8 protein-coding genes are annotated in these 19,213 nt (G+C 67.3%); 4 read left to right on the top strand and 4 right to left on the bottom strand.

Annotated elements, in window-relative coordinates:
* Nucleotides 1-1,425 carry a cytochrome-c oxidase, cbb3-type subunit I gene (gene ccoN / locus LOY33_RS08335; protein ID WP_123753608.1) on the bottom strand — a complete coding sequence of 475 codons (1,425 nt, stop codon included), beginning with the start codon at nt 1,423-1,425 and terminating at the stop codon, nt 1-3.
* A 49-nt stretch (nt 1,426-1,474) separates the two neighbouring features.
* On the opposite strand from ccoN, the gene LOY33_RS08340 reads away from it, so the two are divergent.
* Nucleotides 1,475-2,164, top strand: a complete 690-nt coding sequence (locus LOY33_RS08340; RefSeq protein WP_258662432.1) for an alpha/beta fold hydrolase — start codon at nt 1,475-1,477, stop codon at nt 2,162-2,164.
* An 81-nt stretch (nt 2,165-2,245) separates the two neighbouring features.
* On the opposite strand, the gene LOY33_RS08345 is transcribed toward LOY33_RS08340, so the two are convergent.
* On the bottom strand, nt 2,246-2,530 hold the full coding sequence (locus LOY33_RS08345) for a pyrimidine/purine nucleoside phosphorylase (RefSeq protein WP_043862392.1): 285 nt from the start codon (nt 2,528-2,530) through the stop codon (nt 2,246-2,248).
* A 70-nt stretch (nt 2,531-2,600) separates the two neighbouring features.
* Nucleotides 2,601-3,152 (bottom strand): exonuclease domain-containing protein, encoded by a 552-nt coding sequence (locus LOY33_RS08350; protein ID WP_258662436.1) that lies wholly within the window; start codon nt 3,150-3,152, stop codon nt 2,601-2,603.
* A gap of 189 nt (nt 3,153-3,341) precedes the next feature.
* Between LOY33_RS08350 and LOY33_RS08355 the strand changes: the two genes are divergently transcribed.
* Nucleotides 3,342-4,097, top strand: a complete 756-nt coding sequence (locus LOY33_RS08355; RefSeq protein ID WP_213607514.1) for an ABC transporter substrate-binding protein — start codon at nt 3,342-3,344, stop codon at nt 4,095-4,097.
* 65 nt (nt 4,098-4,162) lie between these two features.
* Entirely contained in the window at nt 4,163-5,176 is a 1,014-nt protein-coding gene (locus LOY33_RS08360; RefSeq protein WP_258662438.1) for a GNAT family N-acetyltransferase, read from the top strand.
* Nucleotides 5,177-5,316: 140 nt separating this feature from the next.
* Here the strand turns inward: LOY33_RS08360 and LOY33_RS08365 are convergent, their stop codons facing one another.
* Nucleotides 5,317-5,856 carry an RNA polymerase factor sigma-70 gene (locus LOY33_RS08365; RefSeq protein ID WP_043862395.1) on the bottom strand — a complete coding sequence of 180 codons (540 nt, stop codon included), beginning with the start codon at nt 5,854-5,856 and terminating at the stop codon, nt 5,317-5,319.
* Nucleotides 5,857-6,185: 329 nt separating this feature from the next.
* On the opposite strand from LOY33_RS08365, the gene LOY33_RS08370 reads away from it, so the two are divergent.
* Nucleotides 6,186-19,136, top strand: coding sequence for a non-ribosomal peptide synthetase (locus LOY33_RS08370; protein WP_258662439.1), 12,951 nt, complete (start codon nt 6,186-6,188; stop codon nt 19,134-19,136).
* Nucleotides 19,137-19,213: the final 77 nt, after the last annotated feature.

Raw genomic sequence — 19,213 nt, forward strand, 5'->3', positions numbered from 1 at the left:
TCAGGCCAGCTGCGCAGTGGCGTTGGCGGTCTCGCCCGCTGGGGCACGCACGGTGCGCCAGGTGTTCCAGGCCATCAGGAACATGCCGGTGAGGAAGATCGCACCGCCCACGAACCGCACGATGAAGCCAGGGTGGCTGGCCACCAGGGTTTCGACGAAGGAGTAGGTCAGGGTGCCGTCGGCGTTGACTGCACGCCACATCAGGCCCTGGGCGATGCCGTTGACCCACATCGAGGCGATGTACAGCACGGTGCCGATGGTGGCGAGCCAGAAGTGCGCGTTGATCAGGCCCAGGCTGTACATCTGCTCGCGGCCGAACACTTTCGGGATCATGTGGTACAGCGCGCCGATCGAGATCATCGCTACCCAGCCAAGGGCGCCGGCGTGTACGTGGCCGATGGTCCAGTCGGTGTAGTGCGACAGGGCGTTGACGGTCTTGATCGCCATCATCGGGCCTTCGAAGGTCGACATGCCGTAGAACGCCAGCGACACCACCAGAAAGCGCAGGATCGGGTCGCTGCGCAGCTTATGCCAGGCGCCCGAGAGGGTCATCATGCCGTTGATCATGCCGCCCCAGCTGGGCGCCAGCAGGATCAGCGACATCACCATGCCCAGCGACTGCGCCCAGTCGGGCAGGGCGGTGTAGTGCAGGTGGTGCGGGCCGGCCCAGATGTACAGGGTGATCAGGGCCCAGAAGTGCACGATCGACAGGCGATACGAGTACACCGGGCGCTCGGCCTGCTTGGGCACGAAGTAGTACATCATGCCCAGGAAGCCTGCGGTCAGGAAGAAGCCTACGGCGTTGTGGCCGTACCACCATTGCACCATCGCGTCGGTGGCGCCGCCGTACAGCGAGTACGACTTGGTCAGGCTGACCGGGATTTCCAGGTTGTTGACGATATGCAGGATCGCCACGGTGATGATGAACGCACCGAAGAACCAGTTACCCACGTAGATGTGCTTGGTGGTGCGCTTCATCAGGGTGCCGAAGAACACCACGGCGTAGGCCACCCAGACGATGGTGATCAGGATGTCGATCGGCCATTCCAGTTCGGCGTATTCCTTGGAGCTGGTATAACCCAGCGGCAGGCTGATGGCCGCGAGCACGATCACCAGTTGCCAGCCCCAGAAGGTAAAGGCGGCAAGGCGTGGCGAGAACAGCACGGTCTGGCAGGTACGCTGTACCGAGTAGTAGGAGGCGGCGAACAGTGCACAGCCCCCGAAGGCGAAGATCACCGCGTTGGTGTGCAAGGGGCGCAGGCGCCCGAAGCTGGTCCACGGGAGGTCGAAGTTGAGTGAAGGCCAGACGAGCTGCGCGGCGAGAAAAACGCCGAGCCCCATCCCGACGATTCCCCACACCACCGTCATAATGGCGAATTGGCGGACCACCTGGTAGTTGTAGGCGGTACTGCTGGTTGTGTTCATGTATGGGTTCCCATCCACGGTTATAGGCAGGCTAAACAGCGAGGCAAGCATGAGTAATGGGCAAGTGGCCGGTATTGACGGGGATCAATGGGCGCAGTGGGTCGAACAACGCGGCTGGTTGTACGATGCCCCGCAAAATCAGGCAGATGCGTCGCCTCTGGGGTGCCTGATCCTGGCCCACGGCGCGGGCGCACCCATGGACAGCGCGTTCATGACCGACATGGCGCAGAGGCTTGCCGCGCAAGGGCTGGCGGTACTGCGCTTCGAGTTTCCCTACATGGCTCAGCGCCGGCTCGATGGTGGCAGAAGGCCGCCAAACCCCCAGGCCCGCCTGCTCGACTGCTGGCGCGAAGTGGTGGCCCAGGTGCGACCATTGGTCGCTGGGCCGCTGGTGATCGGCGGCAAGTCCATGGGCGGGCGCATTGCCAGCCTGGTGGCGGACGAACTGGGGGTGGATGCGCTGGTGTGCCTGGGGTATCCGTTCTATGCCGCAGGCAAGCCCGAGAAGCCGCGGGTGGCGCACCTGGCCGAACTGAAGACGCCAACCCTGATCGTGCAGGGCGAGCGTGATGCGCTGGGCAATCGCGAGACGGTGGAGGGGTATGCACTGTCGTCAGCCATCGAGCTGTGCTGGCTGGTGGCAGGGGATCATGACTTGAAGCCGCTGAAGGCCTCGGGGTTCAGCCATGCGCACCACCTGGGGGCGGCGGCGGACAGCATCGTGGCGTTTTTACGCTGATGGCCGCTTCGCCGGCAAGGCCGGCTCCTGCAACGACCGCAGTCCCCTGCAGGAGCCGGCCTTGCCGGCGAAGCCTTTGAATCAGTCGCGGTATTCGCACAGGTAGGCGGTATCGACCTTCACCTGCAACTGGAACTTGCTGTCGGCCGGCACATTGAACTGGCTGCCGGCGGTAAAGGTTTCCCAGTTGTCGCTGCCCGGCAGCTTGACGATCAGGGCGCCGGACACCACGTGCATGATCTCGCGCTTGGCCGTACCGAACTCGTACTCGCCCGGGGCCATCACGCCGACAGTGGCCGGGCCTTCGGCGCTGGTGAAGGCGATCGACTTGACCGTGCCATCAAAGTACTCGTTGACCTTAAACATGGGCGACTCCTGAAAGGGGCAAAAAAGGGCTGGCCAGTATGCCCAAGCCTCCCGGTGGCGTCATCCGCTTTCAGGCGCCCTGGGCCGGCAGGCTCAGCGGCAGCAGGCGTGCGGTATTGCGCGCATCTTCCAGGGCGCGGTGCTGCTGCCCGACAAACTGCAGCCCGGCCAGGGCCAGCGCGCCCTTGAGCCCGGGCGGGCGTTTCAGGTGGCGGGCCTTGGCGAAGCGCTGCTTGAGGTTGAGGTGGCAGGCGTCGGCCAGCAGGCTGTGCACCTGGTGCACCTGCCATTCCTGCAGCAGCTGGCGGCGATCGTAGTCGCCCCAGCTGACCCAGCCCTGCAGGTGCGCCTGCTGATGCTGCAGCCAGCGCTCGAAGGCTTTCCACACCTCTGCAAACACCGCGGCCGAGTCGATATCGGCCTGGCTGATATGCGTCAGCTCCCGGCAAAAGGGCGTCAGCAGCGGGCGCCGCACGGGTTTGACGAAACGCTGGAAGTGGTCCACCTCGCGGCCTTCGCGGTTGACCAGGCTGGCGCCGATCTCGATGATTTCCATGTCTTCGATCGGCCAGCCACCCTCGTCGGTGGTAGCTTCCAGGTCGATCACCAACCAGTGGCCCATGGCAGGCTCCTTGACAGATACTCGCCTGAGCGTAGCCAATCTGTGGCCTGTGCGGTATCCCGTGGCCATTTGCCTGATGGTTCTGCCAGTTGTGCAAGCGTAGGAAAACGCCTAGTTTAGGCGCGAACCCGTAAAGAGTGTGTTGCCTTGAGTTCAGCGTCACTGCCACAGGTCGTGCTCTCCCTGTCGATGCTCGCGGTGGCGTGGCTGACCACACCGGCGTGTGCCCAGGAGCAGATCAGGATCGGCGCAGCGCACTTTCCGCCGTACACCGTCAATCCCGAACGCGATACCGACAGCGGCCTGCTGGCGCAGTTGATCCAGGCCTTGAACGCGCTTCAGGACACCTACCATTTCACGCTGGTGCCCACCTCCATACCGCGACGCTTTCGCGACTTCAACGAGGGTCGCATCGACATGGCGATCTTCGAAAACCCTGACTGGGGCTGGAAAGGCATCGACTTCGTCAAGGTCGATCTCGGCCTCGAAGATGCCGAAGTCTTCGTCACGCACAATATCGAAGGCCGCGGCCAGGGCTACTTCGACAGCCTGCAGGGCAAGCGCCTGGCGTTGTACAGCGGCTATCACTACGCCTTCGCCGGTTTCAATGCCGACGCCAGGTACCTGCAGCAAACATTCGGCGCCACCCTGACCTATTCCCACGACAGCAACCTGATGATGGTGCAGCGCGACCGCGCCGACGTGGCCTTGGTGACCCGTTCGTACCTGTACGACTTTCTGGCGCGCCACGAGGATTACCGAGGCCAGTTCTTGGCCTCCGAGCGTACCGACCAGACCTATCACCATTACGCACTGTTGCGTCCTCAGGCACCGATCAGTGGCGAGGCCTTTGCCCGTCTGTTGCAGCAACTGCACGAGAACGGTCAGTTGCAGGACATCTTCGGGCCTTACCAGATCGGTGTCAGCGCGGCCCATTCGCCCTAAATTCGCCCACGGTTTTCACGTCAACAGCAGTGAGATTGTCTCTTCCACTTCGTGAGCCCAAGACCATGCCTTCCGATACCGCATCCTGCGCGTTGGCCCTGCCGCGCTGGCGCAGCCTCAGCGCCGATGAAACCGACTGCCACCTGAGCCTGGTGCTCGAAGACACGCCATTGGTGCGCCTGCGTCTGGAGCGCGGTGATGACCTTAACGTGCACCTTGAATACACCTGCCCCGAGCGCCCACAGCAGGCGTTGTGGGCCGCGTGCTACTGGCTGTTTTCCCGCGATCCGGGGTGTCAGCGCCTGTGCTGGCATCTGGCGCAGGAGCCCGAGGCGGCACTGGCCAGCGGCCTGCTGGTGGCCGACGAACAGGCGGGGCGCTACCGCTGCGAGCGCACGCTGTTCTGGCAGTTGCCGCAACCGTGGCTGGGCGAATCGCTGTCGGGCGTGTACCCGCAGCAGATGCAGATCAGTGCCGGCAAGCGTCATCCGCGCCGTGCGCCCAAGCCGCGGGGGGAAGTGTATCGGCGCTTCGATGCGCGGCTGGGGGCCTGGATCTCGTTGCGGACCCTGGAAATCGACCACGACCTGGAGCGCTTCAACCGTTGGCAGAACAACCCGCGGGTGCTGAGCTTCTGGCAGGAGGGCGGCAGCCTCGAACAGCACCGCGACTACCTGAGCAAACTTGAGGCCGACCCGCACACACTGACCCTGATCGGCTGCTTCGACGACCAGCCGTTTGCCTACTTCGAAGCCTACTGGGCCAAGGAGGACCGGATTGCACCGTTCTATGCGGCCGACGACTACGACCGCGGCATTCACATGCTGGTAGGGGAGCAGGCGCACCGCGGGCCGCACAAGGTGGCCAGCTGGCTGTCGGCGCTGGTGCACTACCTGTTCCTGGACGACCCGCGCACCCAGCGCGTGGTGGCCGAGCCTCGGGCCGACAATGCCAAGATGATCGGCTACATGCACGACCAGTGCTTTCACTGCGAGAAGGAATTCGACTTCCCGCACAAGCGTGCGGCGCTGATGATCCTGGGGCGCGAGCGCTTCTTCGAGCGCTGCAGGCTGGTATAGGCCGGCACCCGATCCTGTAGGCGCCGGCGTTGCCGGCGAACCAGCAAAGGCGCTCGTGCTGCCGGACACCCGGCATCTGGCCTGGAGGATCGCCGGCAACGCCGGCTCCTACAGGGCAGCAGCGGCGCAGGGTGGCCCCTTCAGGCCACCTCACCCCGCGCCAGCGACACCTTGCGGCAATGCACCAGCGCATCGCGAATCATGAAGTTCACCAGGGTCGGCGACACGCCCAGCTCCTTGGCGATGTCCTTCTGCGGCACGCCATGCAGGCGGTACATCTCGAACGCATAGCGGGTGCGCTGCGGCAGCTCGCTCAGCGCATCGGCAATGTGCTCAAGCGTCGCGAAATTGATGTGCGTGGCTTCGGGCGAGGCACCATGGATGACCACATTCAGACCTTCCTCTTCGCTGCCGGAATACTTCAGCTCCATCGCCTGCTTGCGGTAATGGTCGATGGCCAGGTTGCGCACGATCTGGAACAGGTAGCTCAACTGCGCCTTGAACGACGAGGTGATCTGCGGGGCTGCACTGAGCCGGAAGAAAGCGTCCTGCACGACATCCTCGGCGCGTGAGCGACACCCAGTGATCCGGGCGGCAATTTTCACCAGAATGCTGCGATTGTCGACGAACGCTTGGAGTAACGGTGAATCGCACTTACTTGTGGACAGTTGTTCCGCCATGGAAATTTCACCTTGTTCTCGAAGAGGGAAGCGAAGCACTCCGCGAGGAGATGCTTCCTACGACGTGCGACAAGCTATTCTTAATGATAATTATTGTCAAATGCGAAAAGTAATACTTCAAACTGTTTTTTGGTTCTAAGCACCACCCCGTGATCCGCTTCGAAAATCACCTGTCGCCGCGCCACAGTGGCGCCTAATTATTTCACCCGTTCATCCGTTCCCCTGTGTACATCCTCGGCCCCTGAAGGGCGTGTGCCGGTGCCCGAACACCCGGCTCCCTGCGCCCCGCGATGCCGATTTTCACGTACAGACACTGGCAGGAACTTTCCATGACGGACGCCTTCGAACTCCCGGTTACGCTGGTCCAGGCCCTCACCCAGCGTGCTGCGCTGACCCCTGAGCGGGTGGCCTTGCGCTTTCTCGCCGAAGACGCCCGCGACCAGGCCGTGCTCAGCTACCGTGACCTGCACCTGCGTGCATGCAGCATCGCCGCCGCATTGCAGGCGCGTGCGGTGCCGGGCGACCGCGCGATCCTGCTGTTCCCCAGTGGCCCGGACTACGTCGCCGCGTTCTTTGGCTGCCTGTATGCCGGGGTTATCGCCGTGCCGGCCTATCCGCCGGAATCCTCGCGCACCCACCACCAGGCCCGCCTGCTGTCGATCATCGAGGACGCCCAGCCGCGCCTGCTGCTGACCGTCGACAACCTGCACAACAGCCTGCTGGCCCTGGATGCACTCAAGGGCGAGGATGCGCCGCAGCTGCTCAGCGTCGATCACCTCGACGTCGGCCTGGGCGAGCAGTGGCAGGCCCCGTCGCTCAAGCCGGACGACATCGCCTTTCTGCAGTACACCTCCGGCTCCACCGCGCTGCCCAAGGGCGTGCAGGTCAGCCACGGCAACCTGGTGGCCAACGAAGTGCTGATCCGCCACGGCTTCGGCATCGACGTGAACCCCGACGACGTGATCGTCAGCTGGCTGCCGCTGTACCACGACATGGGCCTGATCGGCGGCCTGCTGCAACCGATCTTCAGCGGCGTGCCCTGCGTGCTGATGGCCCCGGCCTACTTCCTGGCGCGGCCGCAGCGCTGGCTGCAGGCGATTAGCGATTACCGCGGCACCATCAGCGGCGGGCCGGACTTCGCCTACCGCCTGTGCAACGAGCGCGTCAGCAGTGCGGCGCTGGCCAGCCTCGACCTGAGCTGCTGGCGCGTGGCCTATTCGGGCTCCGAGCCGATCCGCCAGGACAGCCTCGACAGCTTTGCCGACAAATTCGCCGCGTGCGGTTTCGTGCCCTCGAGTTTCTTCGCCAGCTACGGCCTGGCCGAAGCCACCCTGTTCGTCAGTGGCAGCGTGCGCGGCGGCGGTATCCCCGCGCTGGCGCTGGACAGCGCGGCACTGGCGCACAACCGCGCCGAAGCAGGCGAGGGCAGCGTGCAGATGAGCTGCGGCTTCAGCCAGCCGCTGCACGCGGTGCAGGTCGTCGAACCGCACACCCTGGCTGTGCTGGGCGATAACCAGGTGGGCGAGATCTGGGCCGCCGGCCCGAGCATCGCCCTCGGTTACTGGCGCAACCCCGAGGCCAGCGCAAAGACCTTCGTCGAGCACGGCGGGCGCACCTGGCTGCGCACCGGCGACCTGGGCTTCATGCGTGACGGCGAACTGTTCGTCACCGGGCGCCTGAAGGACATGCTCATCGTGCGCGGGCACAACCTCTACCCGCAGGACCTGGAAAAGACCCTGGAGCGCGAGGTCGACGTGCTGCGCAAGGGCCGCGTGGCGGTGTTCGCCGTCGACGACCAGGGCGAGGAGGGTATCGGCATCGCGGTGGAGATCAGCCGCAACGTGCAGAAGGTCATCGAGCCGGCGAACCTGATCCGCACCCTGCGCCAGGTCATCGCCGATGCCTGCCAGCAGGCACCGGCGGTGGTGCTGCTGCTCAACCCCGGTGCGTTGCCCAAGACCTCCAGCGGCAAGTTGCAGCGTTCGGCCTGCCGCCTGCGCCTGCACGATGGCAGCCTGGACTGCTACGCCCGCTTCCCGGAGGCCCAGGCGCCTGCCGCACGCCACGCGGCGCCGAGCGGCGACGGGTTGCAGGCGCTGATCGCGCGGCTGTGGTGCGAGCAACTGAACGTGGCCGAGGTGGGCGACGACGATCACTTCTTCCTGCTCGGCGGCAACTCCATCGCCGCCACCCAGCTCACGGCGCGCCTGCGTGACGAACTGGGGCTGGAACTGAGCCTGAGCCTGCTGTTCGAAGCGCCGACCCTGGCAGGCTTCACTGCCCAGGTGGCCCGCCTGCACATCGACGGCGGGGTGGCCCAGGGCGCCATCGCGCAATTGCCCCGGGAACAGGCGCTGCCGCAATCGCTGGCTCAGGCCCGGCTGTGGCTGCTGTGGCAACTGGAGCCTGGCAGTGCGGCCTACAACATCCCGGGTGGCCTGCGCCTGCGCGGCGAACTGGACGAGGCCGCGCTGCGCAGCAGCTTCCAGGCGCTGGTGGCCCGCCATGAAGCGCTGCGCACGGTGTTTGCCGACCACCACGGGCAACCGGTGCAGCGCGTGCTGGCGAACCTGGCGTTGCAGGTGCACAGCCTGGACCTGGGGCACGAAACCCCGGCCCGCGTTCAGCAGTTGCGCGAAGACGAGGCGCGCCAACCCTTCGACCTGGAGCGCGGGCCGCTGCTGCGGGTCACCCTGGTACGCCAGGACAACGAAACCCATCAGCTGTGGGTGACCCTGCACCACATCATCGCCGACGGCTGGTCGATGAACATTCTGCTGGACGAATTCGCGCGCCTGTATGCCGCCGCCTGCCAGGGCCAGCAGGCGCGACTGAATACGTTGCCGGTGCATTACGCCGACTATGCCAGCTGGCAGCGCCAGTGGCTGGCCCAGGGGGAAAGTACCCGCCAGCTCGCCTACTGGAAGGCCTTGCTCGGCGATGCGCAGCCGGTGCTCGACCTGCCCACCGATCACCCGCGCTCGGTGCAGCAGCGCAACAGCGCCACGCGCCTGAGCCTGCGTCTTGAGCCGGCGCTGGGCACTGCACTGCGCCAGGTGGCCCAGGCCCACGATGCCAGCCTGTTCATGCTGTTGCTGGCGGCCTGGCAAACCCTTCTGCACCGCTATAGCGGCCAGCGCGACATCCGTGTCGGCGTGCCCAATGCCAACCGCCCGCGCCTGGAAACCCAGGGCCTGGTCGGCTTCTTCATCAACCCCCAGGTGCTGCGTGCCGAGCTTGACCCGCGCCAGCCCTTCAGTGCCTTGCTGGCCCAGGTGCGCCAGCGCACCCTTGAAGCCCAGGCCAACCAGGACCTGCCGTTCGAGCAGTTGGTCGAAGCCTTCCCCGAGGCCCGCGAGCAGGGCCTGTTCCAGGTCATGTTCAACCACCAGCAGCGCGACCTCGGCGCCTTGCGCCGCCTGCCGGGGCTGTTGGCCGACGAACTGGCGTGGCACAGCCGCGAGGCCAAGTTCGACCTGCAACTGCACAGCGAAGAAGACCACCAGGGCCGCATCAGCCTTTCCTTCGACTATGCCGACGAGCTGTTCGACGCTGCCAGCATCGAGCGCCTGGCCGCGCAACTGGTCAGCCTGCTGCAGCAGGTGAGCAGCGCGCCGCAGCTGCCGCTGGCCGAGCTGAACCTGCTCGACGCCCCGGGCCGCGCCCAACTGCTCGACTGGGGCCAGGCCCCGGCAGCGGCCCCCGGCCAGTGGCTGGTGGAGCAACTCAACGAACAGGCGCGCAGCACCCCGCAGCGCACCGCGCTGGTATGGGCCGGCGGCAGCCTGGACTACGCGAGCCTGCACACCCAGGCCAACCGCCTGGCCCATTACCTGCGCGACAAGGGCGTGGGCCCGGACGTGTGCGTGGCGATTGCCGCCGAGCGTTCGCCGCAGCTGCTGGTGGGCCTGCTGGCGATTCTCAAGGCCGGTGGTGCCTACGTGCCGCTGGACGTCGACTACCCGGCCGAGCGCCTGGCCTACATGCTCGCCGACTGCGGCGCAAGCCTGCTGCTCAGCCACAGCGAGGTGCTCGAACGCCTGCCCCAGGTCGAGGGCGTGAGTACCATCGCCATGGACACCCTGCACCTGGACAACTGGCCCAGCCAGGCGCCGGGCCTGCACCTGCACGGTGACAACCTGGCCTACGTGATCTACACCTCCGGCTCCACCGGCCAGCCCAAGGGCGTGGGCAACACCCATGCGGCCCTGGCCGAGCGCCTGCACTGGATGCAGGCCACCTATGCGCTGGACGACCACGACGTGCTGCTGCAAAAAGCCCCGATCAGCTTCGACGTGTCGGTGTGGGAATGCTTCTGGCCGCTGGCCCAGGGCTGCACGCTGGTGCTGGCCGGCCCCGGCGAGCACCGCGACCCGCAGCGCATCGCCGAACTGGTGCAGCAGCATGGCGTGACCACGCTGCACTTCGTGCCGCCGCTGTTGCAGGTGTTCGTGCAGGAGCCGCTGGCGGCCGCCTGTACCAGCCTGCGCCGGGTGTTCTCCGGCGGCGAGGCGTTGCCGGCGGCGCTGCGCGACCGTGTGCTGCAGGAACTGCCGCACGTGGCACTGCACAACCGCTATGGGCCGACCGAAACCGCGATCAACGTCACCCACTGGCACTGCCGCCGTGAAGACGGCCTGCGCTCGCCCATCGGCCGGCCCCTGGCCAACGTGCAGTGCCAGGTGCTTGATGAGGAGCTGGCGCTTTCGCCTGTGGGGGTGCCCGGTGAGCTGTGCCTGGGCGGTGCGGGCCTGGCCCGTGGCTACCTGGGCCGGCCGGGCCTCACCGCCGAACGCTTCGTGCCCGGCGCCGACGGCCAGCGCCTGTACCGCAGCGGCGACCGTGCGCGCTGGCTGGCTGACCTGGGGGCACTGGAATACCTGGGCCGCATCGACCAGCAGGTCAAACTGCGCGGTTTTCGTGTAGAGCCCGAAGAGGTGCAGGCCTGCCTGCTGGCCCAGCCGGGCGTGGAGCAGGCCGTGGTGCTGGTACGCGACACGGCGGCCGGCCCGCAACTGGTCGGCTACTACACCCACGCGCACGACTGCGGCGAAGCATTGCTGAGCGCACTGGCGGCGCAATTGCCGCCCTACATGGTGCCCGCGCAACTGGTGCACCTGGCGCAGATGCCGCTGGGCCCCAGCGGCAAGCTCGACCGCAAGGCGCTGCCCGAGCCGAGCTGGCAGCAGTGCGTGCATGTTGCCCCGGTCACGCCGCTGCAACAGCAGATCGCCGCCATCTGGTGCGATGTGCTGGGCCTGGCGCGGGTCGGCCTGGACGATGACTTCTTCGCCCTCGGCGGGCACTCGCTGCTGGCCACCCAGATCATCGCCCGCACGCGCCAGGCCTGCGACGTCGAACTCCCGCTGCGCACCCTGTTCGAAGCCAGCGCGCTGGGCGCCTTCGCCGCGCGCATCGAGGCGCTGCAACTGGCCGGGCAGCACAACCTGCAAGGCGAAATTACGCGCATCGACCGCAGCCAGCCGGTGCCGCTGTCGTACTCGCAGCAGCGCATGTGGTTCCTCTGGCAGATGGAGCCGGACAGCCCGGCCTACAACGTCGGCGGCATGGCACGCCTGCGCGGGGTGCTGGACGTCAGCCGCTTCGAACAGGCCCTGCAGGCGCTGATCGTGCGCCACGAAACCCTGCGTACCACCTTCCCGAGCATCGATGGCGTACCGTACCAGGCCGTCTCGCCCGACACCGGGCTGGTGATGAACTGGCTGGACTTTTCGGCCCACGACCAGGCGCAGCGCCAGCAGCGCCTGCAGGCCCTGGCCGACGAGCAGGCGCACCAGCCGTTCGACCTGGAGACCGGCCCGCTGCTGCGTGCCTGCCTGGTCAAGGCCGGCGAGCAGGAGCACTACTTCGTGCTCACCCTGCACCACATCGTCACCGAAGGCTGGGCCATGGACATCTTTGCCCGCGAGCTGGGCGAGCTGTACGAAGCGTTTCTGGACGACCGCGATTCGCCGCTCGAACCGCTGCCGGTGCAGTACCTGGACTACAGCGTGTGGCAGCGCCAGTGGCTGGAGGCCGGCGAGCGCCAGCGCCAGCTGGACTACTGGCGCGCACAGCTGGGCGATGAACACCCGGTGCTGGAATTGCCCGCCGATCGTCCGCGCCCGGCGGTGCAGAGCCACCGCGGCGAGCTGTACCGCTTCGACCTGAGCGATGAGCTGGCCGCCAGGGTGCGCGCCTTCAATGCCGAGCATGGCCTGACCCTGTTCATGACCATGACCGCCACCCTGGCGCTGCTGCTGTACCGCTACAGCGGGCAGACCGACCTGCGCATCGGCGCACCGGTGGCCAACCGCATCCGCCCGGAAAGCGAGGGGCTGATCGGCGCCTTCCTCAACACCCAGGTGCTGCGTTGCCAGCTGGACGGGCAGATGCGCGTGGCCGACCTGATCGAGCAGGTGCGCCAGACCGTGATCGACGGCCAGTCGCACCAGGACCTGCCGTTCGACCACCTGGTCGAAGCCTTGCAGCCACCGCGCAGCGCCGCCTACAACCCGCTGTTCCAGGTGATGTGCAACGTGCAGCGCTGGGAATTCCAGCAGAGCCGCCAACTGGCCGGCATGCAGGTGGAGTACCTGGTCAACGACGCCCGGGCGACCAAGTTCGACCTCAACCTGGAAGTCACCGACCTCGACCGTCGCCTGGGCTGCTGCCTGACCTACAGTTGCGACCTGTTCGACGCGCCGCGCATCGCGCGCATGGCGGCGCACTGGCAGCGGTTGCTCGACGCCTTGCTGGCCGACCCGCAGCAACGCCTGTGCGAACTGCCGCTGCTGGGCCAGGGCGAGCGCCAGGCCCTGTTCGACAACCTGGCCGGCGACCCCGCAGCGCCGGGCCTGAACCGCACCGTGCATGACCTGTTCAGTGCACAGGCCCAGCGCACCCCGGATGCACTGGCACTGACCTTTGCCGGTGAACACCTGAGCTACGCCCAGCTCGATGCCCGGGCCAACCGCCTGGCGCGGGTGCTGCGCGAACGTGGCGTGGGCCCGCAGGTGCGGGTGGGCCTGGCGCTGGAGCGTTCGGCGCAGCTGGTGATCGGCCTGCTGGCGATCCTCAAGGCCGGCGGCGCCTACGTGCCGCTGGACCCGGAATACCCCCTCGAACGCCTGCAGTACATGATCCAGGACAGCGGCATCGGCCTGCTGCTGGGCCAGCGCGCGCTGTTCGACAGGCTGGGCGAGCTGCCGCCCGGCGTGGCCCGCTGGTGCCTGGACGACGACGCGGCGGCGCTGCACGGCTACAGCGCCGAGGCCTTGCCGTCACTCAGCCTGCCGGGCCACCAGGCCTACCTGATCTACACCTCCGGCTCCACCGGCAAGCCCAAGGGCGTGGTGGTCAGCCATGGCGAGATCGCCATGCACTGCCTGGCGGTGATCGAGGCGTTCGGCATGCGCAGCGACGACTGCGAGCTGCACTTCTATTCGATCAACTTCGACGCGGCCACCGAGCGCCTGCTGGTGCCATTGCTCAGCGGCGCACGGGTGGTGCTGCGCGCCCAGGGGCAGTGGGGCGCCGAGGAAATCTGCACGCTGATCCGCCAGCAGCAGGTCAGCGTGCTGGGCTTCACGCCGAGCTACGGCAGCCAGCTGGCGCAATGGCTGGCCAGCCGCGACGAACAGCTGCCGGTGCGCCTGTGCATCACCGGCGGCGAAGCCCTGACCGGCGAGCACCTGCAACGCATTCGCGAGGCGTTCAAGCCGGCGCAGTTCTTCAATGCCTACGGCCCCACCGAAACCGTGGTGATGCCGCTGGCCTGCCTGGCACCACCGGCCCTTGAAGCGGGCGTCGGCAGCGTGCCGATCGGCCGGGTGATCGGCGCCCGCGTGGCGTACATCCTCGATGCCGACCTGGCGCTGCTGCCGCAGGGCGCCATTGGCGAGTTGTACATCGGTGGCGCAGGCCTGGGCCAGGGCTACCATGATCGACCTGGGCTGAGCGCCGAACGCTTCGTCGCCGACCCGTTCAGCCAGCGGGGCGGGCGCCTGTACCGCACCGGCGACCTGGTGCGCCAGCGCGCCGACGGGCTGCTGGAGTACATGGGGCGTATCGACCATCAGGTGAAGATCCGCGGCTTCCGTATCGAGCTGGGTGAAATCGAAAGCCGCCTGCTGGAACATGCCGACGTGCGCGAGGCCGTGGTGCTGGCGCTGGACATGCCCGGCGGCAAGCAACTGGCTGCCTACCTGATGTGCGAGCAGGCACAGGCCGGCGCCGAACAGCAGGCGGCGCTGCGCGACAGCCTCAAGGCGCAACTGCGGGTGAACCTGCCCGACTACATGGTGCCCGCCCACCTGGTGCTGCTGGATCAGATGCCGCTGACCGGCAACGGCAAGCTCGACCGTCACGCGTTGCCGCTGCCGGACAGGGAGCAGGGCCGCGAGCACTACGAGGCGCCACGCAGCGAGGTGGAGCAGCAACTGGCCGCGATCTGGCGCGATGTGCTCAACGTCGAGCGCGTGGGCCTGCAGGACAACTTCTTCGAACTGGGCGGCGACTCGATCCTGTCGATCCAGGTGGTCAGCCGCGCCCGCCAGCTGGGCCTGCACTTCAGCGCCCGCGACCTGTTCCAGCAGCAGACCGTGCAGACCCTGGCCACGGTGGTCAGCCGCAGCCAGGCCACGCTGATCGAACAGGGCCCGCTCAGCGGCGCCGCAGCGCTCACGCCGATCCAGCACTGGTTCTTCGACAGCGACGTGGTGCAACCGCAGCACTGGAACCAGGCCGTGCTGCTGCAACCGGCCGAGCGTCTTGTCGGCAAGGCGCTGGAGCAGGCCTTGCACGCGCTGGTGGCGCATCACGATGCGCTGCGCCTGCGCTTCAGTGAAGGCCACGCCAGCTATGCCCATACCGACGCGCGCGAGTTGCTGTGGCAGGCCTCGGTGGCCGATCTGCAGGATTGCCAGGCCCTGTACAGCGATGTGCAGCGCAGCCTCGACCTCGCCGACGGCCCACTGCTGCGTGCGCTGCTGGTGGAGGACGGGCAGGGCGCCCAGCGCCTGCTGCTGGCGATCCATCACCTGGTGGTGGATGGCGTGTCGTGGCGCGTGCTGCTCGAAGACCTGCAGGCGCTGTACCGTGGCCAGCCGCTGGCAGCCAAGACCAGCGCGATGAGCCACTGGACCGCACGCCTGGCCACCTATGCCGGCAGCGACTCGCTGCGTGACGAGCAGCACTGGTGGCAGGCGCAGCTCAGTGCCGCCACCCGCGAGCTGCCGTGCGACCACCCCCAGGGTGCCAACCTGCACCGCCAGGCGCACACCGTCAGCGTGCAACTGAGCCAGGGGCAGACGCGCCAGTTGCTGCAGCAGGCCCCCGCGGCCTACCGCACCCAGGTCAACGACCTGTTGCTGACCGCGCTGGCCCGGGTGCTGTGCCGCTGGAGCGGCGATACCTCGGTGCTGGTGCAGCTCGAAGGGCATGGCCGCGAGACCCTGTTCGACGACATCGACCTGAGCCGCAGCGTCGGCTGGTTCACCAGCGCCTACCCGCTGCGCCTGAGCCCGCTGAACATCGAGGAGGCCGCCGGGCAGGCGGCCTCGATCAAGGCGATCAAGGAGCAACTGCGCAGCGTGCCGCACAAGGGCCTGGGGTATGGGGTACTGCGCTACCTGGCCGATGACGCCACCCGCGAAGCCATGGCCGCGCTGCCCCAGGCGCGCATCACCTTCAACTACCTGGGCCAGTTCGACCAGCAGTTCGGCAGTGCGGCGCTGTATCAGCCGGTGGATGAACCCGCGGGCCTGGCCCACGACCTCGACGCACCGCTGCCCAACTGGCTGAGCGTCGACGGCCAGGTGTACGGCGGCCAGTTGCAGCTGCGCTGGAGCTTCAGCCGCGAGCGCTTCGACACCCAGACCATCGAAGAGCTGGCCCGCGCCTACCTCGGCGAGCTGGCGAGCCTGATCGTCCATTGCCTGGATGACGCCAACGGCAGCTTCACGCCGTCGGACTTCCCGCTGGCGCGCCTGACCCAGGCACAGATCGACAGCCTGCCGGTGCCCGCCGCGCAGATCGAGGACGTGTACCCGCTGACCCCGATGCAGGAGGGCATGCTGCTGCACACCCTGCTCGAACCGGGCACCGGCATCTACTACATGCAGGACCGCTACCGCATCAACAGCGAGATCGACCCGCAGCGCTTCGCCCAGGCCTGGCAGGCGGTGGTGGCGCGGCACGAAGCCCTGCGCGCCTCGTTCTGCTGGAATGCCGGCGAAGGCATGCTGCAGATCATCCACAAGCCCGGCACCACGCCCATCGACTATCAGGACTGGAGCGCCGACCCGCAGGCCGATCACGAAGCACGCCTGCAGGCCCTGCACAAGCAGGAGCGCGAGGCCGGTTTCGAGCTGTTGCAGCAGGCGCCGTTCCACCTGCGCCTGATCCGCGTGGGCCAGGCGCAGTACTGGTTCATGATGAGCAACCACCACATCCTCATCGATGCCTGGTGCCGCTCGCTGCTGATGAACGACTTCTTCGAGCTCTACCTGGCCCTGGGCGAGGGCCGTGAGGCGCAGCTGGCGACGCCGCCGCGCTACCGCGACTACATAGGCTGGCTGCAGCACCAGAGCCTGGACGAGGCGCGCCAGTGGTGGCGGCAGAACCTGCAGGGCTTCGAGCGCACCACCTACCTTCCAAGCGACCGCCCGCTGCTGCGCGAGCACGCGGGCGATCACGGCGGCATGCAGGTGGGCGACTGCTACACGCGCCTGGCGGTGGAGGACGGGGTACGCCTGCGCGAGCTGGCCCAGGCCCATCAGCTGACCGTCAACACCTTCGCCCAGGCGGCCTGGGCGCTGGTGCTCAGCCGCTTCAGCGGCGAGCGTGACGTGGTGTTCGGCGTGACCGTGGCCGGGCGCCCGGTCAGCCTGCCGCAGATGCAGCACACCGTGGGCCTGTTCATCAACAGCATCGCACTGCGTGTCACCCTGCCGGCCCCCGGCGAGCGGTGTTCGGTGCGCCAGTGGCTGCAGGGCCTGCTGGAACGCAACATGGAGGTGCGCGAGTACGAGTACCTGCCGCTGGTCAACATCCAGGAATGCAGCGAACTGCCCAAGGGCCAGCCGCTGTTCGACAGCCTGTTCGTGTTCGAGAACGCCCCGGTCGAAGTGGCGGTGCTGGACCGCGCCCAGAGCCTGAATGCAACCTCCGACTCGGGCCGCACCCACACCAACTTCCCGCTCACGGCGGTGTGCTACCCCGGCGACGACCTGGGCCTGCACCTGTCGTTCGACCAGCGCTACTTCGACCGCGCCACCGTCGAACGCCTGCTGGGCGAATTCAAGCGCCTGCTGCTGGCGCTGATGGAGGGCTTGCACGGCGATGTGGCGCAGCTGGCACTGCTGGGCGAGCAGGAACAACGCTTCCTGCTGCAGGACTGCAACCGCAGCGAGCATGCCTATCCGCTGCAGCAGAGCTACGCGGCCTTGTTCGAGGCGAGGGTGGCGGCGCATCCCGAGCGGGTGGTCGCACGCTGCCTCGAACAGCAGTGCAGCTACGCCGAGCTGAACTGCCAGGCCAACCGCCTCGGGCATGCCCTGGTGGCGGCCGGGGTGCAGGTCGACCAGCCGGTGGCACTGCTGGCCGAGCGCGGGCTGGCGCTGCTGGGCATGATCGTCGGCAGCTTCAAGGCCGGCGCCGGCTACCTGCCGCTGGACCCGGGCCTGCCCGGCGCGCGTCTGCAACGCATCGTCGAGCTCAGCCGCACCCCGGTGATCGTCTGCACCCGGGCCTGCCTGGCCCAGGCACAGGCCCTGCTCGACGAACTGGGGTGTGCCGGGCGGCCGCGCCTGCTGGTGTGGGAGGACATTCAGGCCGGCGACGGCACCGAAGCCAACCCGGGCATCTACAGCGCGCCGGAGAACCTCGCCTACGTGATCTACACCTCCGGCTCCACCGGCCTGCCCAAGGGCGTGATGGTCGAGCAGCGCGGCATGCTCAACAACCAGCTGAGCAAGGTGCCGTACCTGCAACTGGGCGAAGCGGACGTGATCGCGCAGACCGCCTCGCAGAGCTTCGATATCTCGGTGTGGCAGTTCCTTGCCGCGCCGCTGTTCGGCGCGCAGGTGGCGATCGTGCCCAATGCCATCGCGCACGATCCGCAAGGGCTGCTGGAGCATGTGCAGGCCGCCGGCATCACGGTGCTCGAAAGCGTGCCGTCGCTGATCCAGGGCATGCTGGGCAACGAGCGCCAGCACCTGAGCGGCCTGCGCTGGATGCTGCCCACCGGCGAGGCGATGCCGCCGGAACTGGCCTGGCAGTGGCTGGAGCGCTACCCGCAGATCGGCCTGGTGAATGCCTACGGCCCGGCCGAGTGCTCCGATGACGTGGCGTTCTTCCGCGTCGATGCGGCCTCCACCCAGGGCAGCTACCTGCCGATCGGCACGCCGACCGACAACAACCGCCTGTACCTGTTCGGTGAAGATCACGAGCTGGTGCCGCTGGGCGCGGTGGGTGAGCTGTGCGTGGCCGGCACCGGGGTAGGGCGCGGCTACGTGGGCGATCCGCTGCGCACGGCCCAGGCGTTCATCCCGCACCCGTTCGGCGCCCCGGGCGAGCGTCTGTACCGCACCGGCGACCTGGCACGCCGGCGTGCCGACGGGGTGCTGGAGTACGTGGGGCGCATCGATCACCAGGTGAAGATTCGCGGCTACCGCATCGAACTGGGCGAAATCGAGGCACGCCTGCATGAACAGGTCCAGGTGCGTAACGCGGCGGTGGGCGTGCAGGAGGGTGCAAACGGCAAGCACCTGGTCGGCTACCTGGTGGCGGCCGACAGCCGTGCCGACACGGCGACATTGCTGGAACAGGTTCGCCAGCGCCTGCGCGCCGAACTGCCGGAGTACATGGTGCCGCTGCACTGGGCGTGGCTGGCCGAGTTGCCGCGCAACGCCAACGGCAAGCTCGACCGCAAGGCGCTGCCGGCCATCGAGTTCGGCCAGCAGCACAGCCAGGCCTACCTGGCGCCGCGCAGTGAACTGGAGCAGCAGCTGGCTGACATCTGGGCCGATGTGCTCAAGGTCGAGCGGGTGGGGGTGCGCGACAACTTCTTCGAGTTGGGCGGGCATTCGCTGCTGGCCACCCAGATTGCTTCGCGGGTGCAGAAGGTGCTGCAACTGAACGTGCCGCTGCGGGCCATGTTCGAATGCAGCAGCGTGGAGGAACTGGCGATCTATGTGGAGGGCCTCGAGGCCACGGTGCTGAGCGACGACAAGGTCGACCGGCTGAGTGACCTGATGGCTTCGCTGGAGGCGTTGTAGGCAGCCGAGCGGGGCATTTTGGTTTAGCATCCATGCTTCGCTCATGCGCGCCAGCCTTCGGGCTGGCGCGCTGCTGT

It is taken from the genome of Pseudomonas sp. B21-036 (genome assembly GCF_024748925.1).
GTDB lineage: Bacteria > Pseudomonadota > Gammaproteobacteria > Pseudomonadales > Pseudomonadaceae > Aquipseudomonas > Aquipseudomonas palmensis.

Excerpts from the sequence above, each read along its gene's own strand:
- LOY33_RS08365 (WP_043862395.1), bottom strand. The coding sequence starts at position 5,856 with ATGGCGGAACAACTGTCCACAAGTAAGTGCGATTCACCGTTACTCCAA.
- LOY33_RS08370 (WP_258662439.1), top strand. The coding sequence starts at position 6,186 with ATGACGGACGCCTTCGAACTCCCGGTTACGCTGGTCCAGGCCCTCACC.
- LOY33_RS08340 (WP_258662432.1), top strand. The coding sequence starts at position 1,475 with ATGAGTAATGGGCAAGTGGCCGGTATTGACGGGGATCAATGGGCGCAG.
- LOY33_RS08350 (WP_258662436.1), bottom strand. The coding sequence starts at position 3,152 with ATGGGCCACTGGTTGGTGATCGACCTGGAAGCTACCACCGACGAGGGT.
- LOY33_RS08360 (WP_258662438.1), top strand. The coding sequence starts at position 4,163 with ATGCCTTCCGATACCGCATCCTGCGCGTTGGCCCTGCCGCGCTGGCGC.
- ccoN (WP_123753608.1), bottom strand. The coding sequence starts at position 1,425 with ATGAACACAACCAGCAGTACCGCCTACAACTACCAGGTGGTCCGCCAA.
- LOY33_RS08355 (WP_213607514.1), top strand. The coding sequence starts at position 3,342 with ATGCTCGCGGTGGCGTGGCTGACCACACCGGCGTGTGCCCAGGAGCAG.
- LOY33_RS08345 (WP_043862392.1), bottom strand. The coding sequence starts at position 2,530 with ATGTTTAAGGTCAACGAGTACTTTGATGGCACGGTCAAGTCGATCGCC.